Origin of the sequence: Vibrio eleionomae (genome assembly GCF_009874545.1) — a bacterium.
In the GTDB taxonomy this organism is placed as follows: Bacteria; Pseudomonadota; Gammaproteobacteria; order Enterobacterales; family Vibrionaceae; genus Vibrio; species Vibrio nitrifigilis.
Map to the genome: position 1 here is coordinate 1 of NZ_WEKT01000095.1, position 7,816 is coordinate 7,816.

Below are 7,816 nucleotides of genomic sequence, written 5' to 3' on the forward strand. Positions count from 1 at the left end.
GCACAAATATGATTCAAAAAATGCATTAAATAAGTATTAAAACCACTAAGTCATATAATGAATTAATAAAAAGAATGAATATTTCGTTTTCCCTCCCTATCTCACAACATCACCAGAAGTGGTTTTGTTAAGGTTTGAGTTTTAGCTCATAACTCAATCAATTCAGTGACAAGGAGTTTATCAATGGAATATCGTCAGCTTGGTCATTCTGGCCTGCGAGTATCATCGCTCACATTAGGAACGATGACATTTGGCGGGCAAGGCAAATTTGCTTTAGTGGGTAACACCGAACTTGATGCAGCGAAAGCACAAATTGATTTATGCATGGAAGCGGGCGTTAATTTTTACGATACAGCAGATGTGTACTCTGAGGGGCTTTCTGAGAAAATTTTGGGGCAAGCGTTAAAGCCTTATCGTGACCAAGCACTCATCGCAACAAAAGCGCGATTTCCGATGGGAAAAGAGCCTAACCAAGCAGGCGCGTCTCGATATCATTTAATTAATGCTTGTGAAGCATCGCTCAAACGTTTGGATACCGATCATATCGATTTATATCAAATCCATGAGTGGGATGGTGTTACACCGCTAGAAGAAACCCTTGAAGCAATGGATAGCCTGGTTCGTAGTGGCAAAATTCGTTACTACGGCGTATCGAACTATACTGGCTGGCAGTTGATGAAAACGCTGGGTAGTGCAGCGCAAAATCACTATTTACGCCCTATTACGCAACAGATTCACTACACACTTCAAGCACGAGAAGCGGAATATGAATTGTTACCTATTGCCCAAGACCAAGATGTCGGTGTGTTGGTCTGGAGCCCATTGGCAGGAGGACTGCTATCGGGAAAATACCGCCGAGATCACCAATCACCAGAAGGCTCTCGTCACCTACAAGGCTGGACCGAACCACCAGTATATGACGTTGATAAACTTTACGATATTGTCGACGTTCTCGTTGATATAGCAAAGCAAAAAGAAGTCTCCGCCGCACAAGTTTCTCTCGCTTGGTTACTCAGTAAGCCGAAAGTGAGTTCCGTTATTATAGGGGCTCGAACAGATAAACAATTGCAAGATAACTTACAGGCAGCCAATTTAGTCCTAACTCAAGAAGACATTGAAAAACTAGATAAAGTCAGTCGGCCTCCGCTACTTTATCCCTATTGGCATCAAGCAACCACAGCATCTGAACGCTTATCTTCCATAGATCAACATCTACTACAACCCTATATCGATGAGATGGAAAATCAATAAATTGAATCAGTCATCGAAGCAACTGATAAAAACAGATTGCTTCGGTTGACTATTTTACAAAAGAGCATGACATCTCTAATCACGAATTGTTATTCTGGCTGTTGCAGGGATTGGATTCCCATAACAACTAAAAATTGTATTTGCCGTTCAATGCACAATGCAGCTACCGACTAGATTCAAAGGAGATATCATGAGTGTCGATCGCGTTAAAGAGTTTCTCGCACAGCACGCTAAAGACCTAGAAGTGACCGAATTAAAAGAAAGCACCGCCACCGTGGTTGAAGCCGCGCAAGCCTTTGGTGTTGAGCCCGGCCAAATTGCTAAAACCTTGTCGTTACGTCTTGAAGAAGGCGTAGCTCTTATCGTTATGGCGGGTGATGCTAAGATTCAAAATGGAAAATTCAAACGCCTGTTTGGTATTAAACCTCGAATGCTTAAGGGTGAAGAAGTGGAACCCTTAACCGGTTTTCGCCCAGGCGGCGTGTGCCCATTCACCACTCGTGAAGGGGTAAAAATCTTTTGTGACGAAAGCTTAAAAGCGCACGATTACGTTCTGCCTGCAGGCGGTAATGCGAACTCTGGTGTACGTGTTACGCCGGCTCGTCTTGCTGAAGTATGCCAAGCAGATTGGGTAGATGTGGCGAAAGAGATGGAAACAGAAAGCGCTTAATTCCCCCACTCACTTAATTCTTGTCAAAAGGTAGCCTAGCTTGCTGCCTTTTTTATTTCTCGTTTTCACCACAATAAAAAACGGCTAAACCAAGTATGGTTTAGCCGTGGGAAAAATTTGGAATAAATTAGGAATCTAGCGGTTTACGCTTGTGTCCAAACGTCGGCAACGATGTCGTTGATCAAACGGATTTTCGCCCATTGGTCTTCAACGGTAAGTTTGTTGCCTTCTTCAGTTGAAGCAAAACCACATTGTGGGCTCAAGCATAGGTTTTCTAGTGGTACATACTCTTGAGCTTCTTTGATACGCGCTTTGATCACTTCTTTATCTTCTAATTCAGGGAATTTTGAAGTCACAAGACCAAGCACGATCTGGCTGCCGTTGTTTTGCCAATGACTAAGCGGTTCGAAATCTCCCGCACGATCATTATCATACTCTAGGAAGTAACCGTCGTAGTTAGTGTCAAACAGCTCTTTTGCAATTGGGCCATAACCGCCAGAGAACAACCAAGATGAGGCGTGGTTACCACGACAGATATGAGTAGTGATCACCATATCATCTGGTTTACCTTCCAAGGCACCATTAATGATATCGGTACATGCCTGCGCAATCGCTTGAACGTCGATGCCTTTTTCAGCAAGCTCTTCGCGTTTCGTTGCATCGGCCATAAATGCCCAGTTGGTGTCATCAAACTGTAGATAACGACAACCCGCAGCGTAATAAGCTTTTACAGCATCACGATAGGTTTGTGCTAGATCTTGGTAGAAATCATCACGATTTGGGTAGATTTCATCAATTTTAGACGAACCGTCGTTCGCCAGAATTTCTTGGCGCAGAATCATTGTGGGCGCAGGGATGGTTGCTTTTGCGCTGAATGTTTCGTCTGTTTCTGCCACTTTTTTTAGAAAATCAAAGTGACCCAAGAATGGGTGATCTGCATTGAAAGAAACACGGTCAATCACACGAATATTGTAAGAAGGCGCTGCTTTACCATGGAATTTTTGGTTGTAACCTTGGTTTGGTACAAAGCCTTCTACACCATTTAGGTTTTCTAGGAAATCAATATGCCAGAAGCCGCGACGGAATTCACCATCGGTAATCACTTTCAGACCCGCTGCTTTTTGCTGCTCAACAAGTTCGGTAATCGCACGGTTTTCAACCTCAGTCAGATCGCCTTGAGAAATCTTACCCGCTTTAAAATCAGCACGAGCTTGATGTAAATAATCGGGACGTAGGTAACTACCTACAACATCTGAACGGAATGGAGGACGAATTGCCATTGTGATTACCTCTGTATTACTATTATCGTATGATTATGAGCCCATACTAATGGATGGCTAGATGGCTGTTAATGTTATTTTATTCATATTGAACATGAAAAATATTCAAATTCATCATTAATATTGGTCATATTCTTATAATCGAAATAAGTAATGTATCAAATACTCTTCGGCTCCTGTGCTGCGTATCACTCTCCCTTACTATTTTACTAACCAATATAAAGGCTCACCATACACCTCGACAAAGTAGTCGATCACTGCTCGTACATTTAAAGATGGATGACGAGCATAAGGATAGATAGCCGCAATATGCTGAGGCTCGGTATGAACCGCAGTATGGTAATCGGATAACAAGCGCACTAATTGACCTGTTTGCAGATACTCACTGATTAACCAATCAGGGAACAGCACGACTCCCATCCCTTGCAGTGCGCAGCTGACCAATGTTTCCGCGTTGTTTGAAGCAAGTAATGGAGTCACTTCGTACTGCTGCCACTCTTGCCCATGTTGGCGAAATAGCCAACGATTCTGACCAGATGAACCTTTATAAACAAGGCTCTTATGCTTGTTTAATTCTTTAGGATCGGTAGGAATACCGTGCTTTTCAATGTAACTTGGTGCAGCTGCCAGATAGTAATGCTGTGTACCAAACACTCGTGCATGAAATGATGAATCAGTGAGTGTCCCAATCCGAAAAAGCACATCCGCGGCATCTTTATGTGGATCAATAAAATCATCAGTTTGAAGCAACTCAATCGTTAATTGAGGATAACGGTCCGTCAATCCCGACAGCCACGGCGCAATGTGTTTTTGTCCAAAGTAAACAGGGGCATTAATACGGACTAACCCTGTTGGCTCCTCTTGCCGTTCGAGCAGTTCTTTTTGCGCTTCTCCGAGTTGCTCAAGGACATTGCGCGCATAATCGACAAATAAGCGCCCAGCTTCCGTCGGCATAACTGCACGCGTATTGCGATAGAAGAGCTGTTGGCCTAATGAATCTTCGAGTTGTTTGATGATCCTGGACACCATTGAAGCAGAAACACCTTCACGCCGAGCGACGATTGAAAAGCTTTGTGAATCAAACACCCCAATAAAAAACTGTAAGGAGCGGACATTAACCGCACTGATATTCTGCATTTATGCAATTCCTGCAAAAGTGATTAGCCAATTATACCGTTTTTTAAAACTATTCCCTAATGTACTCTCCTTCACCTTCAATTTCGGAGTGAATAAACCATGCAACTATTATTAATTTTACTTGTAGTACTCGGAGGAATGAGTCTGTCAGTAGAGGCCGGCTTACTCGGTCCATTGGGTACTGAAGTCGGTGGATTATGGGCAACATTAAGCATTTTTGGTGTGGGAGCCGCCCTGACGTTTCTTTTGATGTTATTTTTCAGCCCACGCAACAGCCCCTCTTTTTTTGAACAACCAGGCTGGACACTCATTGGTGGCGTTCTCGGTCCTATATACGTGGTTATTTTGACCTTTGCGACCCCAAGTATTGGTATCGCGCTGACTATGGTCGGTATTTTAGCAGGACAAATATTTAAGAGCCTTATCATCGACCATTATGGTTGGTTTGGTGTACCGCATCGTGAAGTGGATAAAAAACGTATTATCGCGCTGCTCTTTATTATCGCTGCACTGATTTTAATGGCTGAGGGGTAATCATCATGACCATTCTTATGATTTTATTAGCCGTTATTGGCGGCGCCGTGCTAAGTATTCAAGCTGCGTGTAATGGGCAATTAGGTAGCAAGGTTGGGGTATTTCGTAGTGCCTTTTTAACCTTTTCAGTTGGCGCAATTGTTACCGCTTTGCTCATTTTCTTTTTTGAACCTAAGCAAGCACTCACTCTATTTGATGTGCCGAAATGGCAATTACTTGGTGCGTTATGTGGCGTGCCGTACATCTTAATCATGGTGTTCGCGGTGCAACGTATCGGAACCGCTGTAGCGACTGTGGCTGTTATTTTTGGTCAGCTTGCAATGAGCATGCTCATTGATAACTTTGGTTGGCTGGGCAACGATACTATTCCATTCTCTACAACTCGTTTAGCCGCTGTTGCCTGTTTGGGCATCGCCCTCTTCTTTATTCATTCAAGCAATAAAAAAGAGTAATAGCACTTCATAAACACCAGTCTTTTCTATTGCTCCCCCGATACCGTTAGGTATCGGGGGAGCACAATTATTGACTAGCATATATAATCAAAAAACCAAGAAATTATCTATTGATACGATACATCATATAGAGATGAGCAACCGATTAACTATTCACTTATTACCGTGATGGCGTATAAATGGGGCTGGGGAATTGTGCGACCTTATCCCCCAAGTCGACAATTTTCGCAGAACCTTGCTCCGCTACTTGGTCAATACGTAAAATGCTGTGCAATGGAACATAGGTTCTTTCAACACCAGCAAACTCGGCTTTTAATCGTTCATGACTGGGGTCAACCACAATAGAGGAATGGTTGTCCCACACAAAATCTGCCAATTCAACAAACCCAAATAGATTACTCGTCACAACTTCACGAACATACACTTCGTAACGCTGACCCGCTTGAATGAAAGACACTTTATATAACTGATTTTTTTGACTCATAGTACACTCTCTTACCTGTACCTAATACATCTCACCATTACATTTCAAAGAGTTATATATCTAAACTCCCTTTTTCTCTATCTACTGATGATATTGGGGTGAACGGTGAAAATTCAAGCAGATCCATACTATAACCAAACGGAATACCGAATCTTGTTGCAACAGACCCATTTATCATTATGATGGGCGTTTAGATGGCTATACGTCTTATTTTGGGGAGAACATCATGAAAGGATTTAAAACTGTTGGGCACATCTGCTTAACACTCATCTTAACCGCTGGACTGAGCGCCTGTGGCGATAAAGAGAGCAAAGAAATCAAAGTGGGAGCGACCGTGGGTCCTCACGCTCAAGTGGTTGAAGCCGTCGCTAAAGAAGCGGCAAAACAAGGCTTAAAAGTCACTGTGGTTAAATTTAACGATTATGTGACGCCAGATGCCGCACTGGCTGATGGCAGTATTGATTTAAACAGCTATCAACACTTGCCATTCTTACAAAACTACAATGCAAACCACGACTCTAACTTAGTGTCTATCGGTCAATCTATTTTAATGCGTATGGGCATCTACTCACGTAAGGTGTCATCACTCAGTGAACTGCCAGACAATGCTCGTATCGCGATCCCTAACGATCCAACCAACGAAGGTCGCGGCTTATTGCTTCTACAAAGTGCAAAGCTGATTCGTTTAAAAACAGGTGTGGGCTACAACGCAACCATCAACGATGTTATTGATAATCCAAAACATATTGAATTTATTGAAATTGATGCAGCCCAGTTGCCGCGCACTCTTGATGATGTTGATGCTGCTGCTATCACTATGAATTACGTGATGTCTTCCGGTTTAGACCCAAAGAAAGTAGGCATCTATCTAGAACCTAAAGATGCACCACTGGCTGTTATGGTTGTCGCTGCTCGCGCTAAAGACAAAGATAATGCAGACTACAAAAAGTTCATGAAGATTTTTCAATCTGAAGAAACCAAAGCCTTCTTAGACAAAACCTTTAAAGGCACGATTGAGCCAGCTTTCTAGATACTACAGTTAATTGCTCAAAACTTTTTTACGCTCTTCACCTGAAGGGCGTTTTTTTTACGATGCCGATGAAGCTAAGTGCTCTATTAATGGGACAAATTTAAATAAGACAACGTCAGTTGGCATATTCTACTCGAATGAAAAATATGCAGATTTATACCCATCGCGTTGAAAGAGAATGCCATTCCTTTTGTAACTGAGCTTGACCTCGACTCGTTGATGACGCTTTGAGTCCTACATCTTGAGGGAATTTGGGTATATTTGCATTACTGAATACATAGCTTAGACGTGCTGTTTCTTTAAATAAAGAGAAATAGCACGATATTATTCTGTATTTATATATTTTGTACTAGTACAGGGCATCAATAATAGCTGAGAATGAGTTCCCCGTTAGAATTTATTTTATCATTCACCGTGTGCATTATAACGCTCACATGGTCATATTATTTACCCTACTTAAAACAAAAACTTATTAATCGATTAAAAACAAGATGACAAATATATATATAGTTCTATGTTGATAAACAACATTTCTATTTAAATTAGTGAAATTTGGTAGATTACCTATTAGAAAATATCGATATTTTATGATTTATCCCCTTTAACATCATGATACCTATAGTTATAGCCTATTGTCTTTACTACTTTTTTTAACACGAAAAATAAAATTACACGGATACTATCAGGTGAAAGATAGCTAAGGATTCATCACTGTTTAAATGAGGAAAAAGGGAAATGTTATGAAAAATATTACTAAGAAATGATTTAGTAATAATGGGAAGACTATTAAGACAAAAAAAAAGCTCGATAAATAGGCTACCGAGCTGTGTATAAATTTCGTTTCACAATATACGCATTCATATTCTTATTAATTTCTGAGTTAGTCAATTAATTTAATATCAAAAACTGTCTTAATATTGAGAACAACATCATTAGTTCTCAATTTTAATAACAAACCATCTTGACAAACATATAATC

8 protein-coding genes are annotated in these 7,816 nt (G+C 41.3%); 5 read left to right on the forward strand and 3 right to left on the reverse strand.

Going from position 1 to position 7,816, the window contains the following annotated elements; all coding sequences use genetic code 11:
* Positions 1 to 183: 183 nt before the first annotated feature.
* Together F9817_RS23145 and F9817_RS23150 are read left to right on the forward strand one after the other, a co-directional pair.
* Positions 184 to 1,251, forward strand: coding sequence for an aldo/keto reductase (locus F9817_RS23145; protein WP_161158572.1), 1,068 nt, complete (start codon positions 184 to 186; stop codon positions 1,249 to 1,251).
* Positions 1,252 to 1,441: 190 nt separating this feature from the next.
* A complete protein-coding gene (locus F9817_RS23150; RefSeq protein WP_161158573.1) occupies positions 1,442 to 1,921 on the forward strand; it encodes a YbaK/EbsC family protein in 480 nt (159 codons plus the stop codon).
* A 143-nt stretch (positions 1,922 to 2,064) separates the two neighbouring features.
* Here F9817_RS23150 and F9817_RS23155 read toward each other — a convergent pair whose 3' ends face one another.
* Together F9817_RS23155 and F9817_RS23160 are read right to left on the reverse strand one after the other, a co-directional pair.
* Positions 2,065 to 3,201, reverse strand: coding sequence for a 5-methyltetrahydropteroyltriglutamate--homocysteine S-methyltransferase (locus F9817_RS23155; protein WP_161158574.1), 1,137 nt, complete (start codon positions 3,199 to 3,201; stop codon positions 2,065 to 2,067).
* A 201-nt stretch (positions 3,202 to 3,402) separates the two neighbouring features.
* Positions 3,403 to 4,338 carry a LysR family transcriptional regulator gene (locus F9817_RS23160; RefSeq protein WP_161158575.1) on the reverse strand — a complete coding sequence of 312 codons (936 nt, stop codon included), beginning with the start codon at positions 4,336 to 4,338 and terminating at the stop codon, positions 3,403 to 3,405.
* A 99-nt stretch (positions 4,339 to 4,437) separates the two neighbouring features.
* Between F9817_RS23160 and F9817_RS23165 the strand changes: the two genes are divergently transcribed.
* Both F9817_RS23165 and F9817_RS23170 read left to right on the forward strand, forming a co-directional pair.
* Entirely contained in the window at positions 4,438 to 4,872 is a 435-nt protein-coding gene (locus F9817_RS23165) for a DMT family transporter (RefSeq protein ID WP_161158576.1), read from the forward strand.
* Positions 4,873 to 4,877: 5 nt separating this feature from the next.
* Positions 4,878 to 5,324: a DMT family transporter gene (locus tag F9817_RS23170; protein WP_161158577.1), complete on the forward strand. Its 447-nt coding sequence runs from the start codon at positions 4,878 to 4,880 to the stop codon at positions 5,322 to 5,324.
* A gap of 160 nt (positions 5,325 to 5,484) precedes the next feature.
* Here F9817_RS23170 and F9817_RS23175 read toward each other — a convergent pair whose 3' ends face one another.
* Positions 5,485 to 5,808 (reverse strand): DUF1820 family protein, encoded by a 324-nt coding sequence (locus F9817_RS23175; RefSeq protein WP_161158578.1) that lies wholly within the window; start codon positions 5,806 to 5,808, stop codon positions 5,485 to 5,487.
* 226 nt (positions 5,809 to 6,034) lie between these two features.
* On the opposite strand from F9817_RS23175, the gene F9817_RS23180 reads away from it, so the two are divergent.
* On the forward strand, positions 6,035 to 6,838 hold the full coding sequence (locus tag F9817_RS23180) for a MetQ/NlpA family ABC transporter substrate-binding protein (RefSeq protein ID WP_161158579.1): 804 nt from the start codon (positions 6,035 to 6,037) through the stop codon (positions 6,836 to 6,838).
* The last annotated feature ends 978 nt before the right edge of the window (positions 6,839 to 7,816 follow it).

Bases quoted from the DNA above. Each gene is read 5' to 3' on its own strand.
- F9817_RS23145 (WP_161158572.1), top strand. From the start codon at position 184: ATGGAATATCGTCAGCTTGGTCATTCTGGCCTGCGAGTATCATCGCTC.
- F9817_RS23150 (WP_161158573.1), top strand. From the start codon at position 1,442: ATGAGTGTCGATCGCGTTAAAGAGTTTCTCGCACAGCACGCTAAAGAC.
- F9817_RS23155 (WP_161158574.1), bottom strand. From the start codon at position 3,201: ATGGCAATTCGTCCTCCATTCCGTTCAGATGTTGTAGGTAGTTACCTA.
- F9817_RS23160 (WP_161158575.1), bottom strand. From the start codon at position 4,338: ATGCAGAATATCAGTGCGGTTAATGTCCGCTCCTTACAGTTTTTTATT.
- F9817_RS23165 (WP_161158576.1), top strand. From the start codon at position 4,438: ATGCAACTATTATTAATTTTACTTGTAGTACTCGGAGGAATGAGTCTG.
- F9817_RS23170 (WP_161158577.1), top strand. From the start codon at position 4,878: ATGACCATTCTTATGATTTTATTAGCCGTTATTGGCGGCGCCGTGCTA.
- F9817_RS23175 (WP_161158578.1), bottom strand. From the start codon at position 5,808: ATGAGTCAAAAAAATCAGTTATATAAAGTGTCTTTCATTCAAGCGGGT.
- F9817_RS23180 (WP_161158579.1), top strand. From the start codon at position 6,035: ATGAAAGGATTTAAAACTGTTGGGCACATCTGCTTAACACTCATCTTA.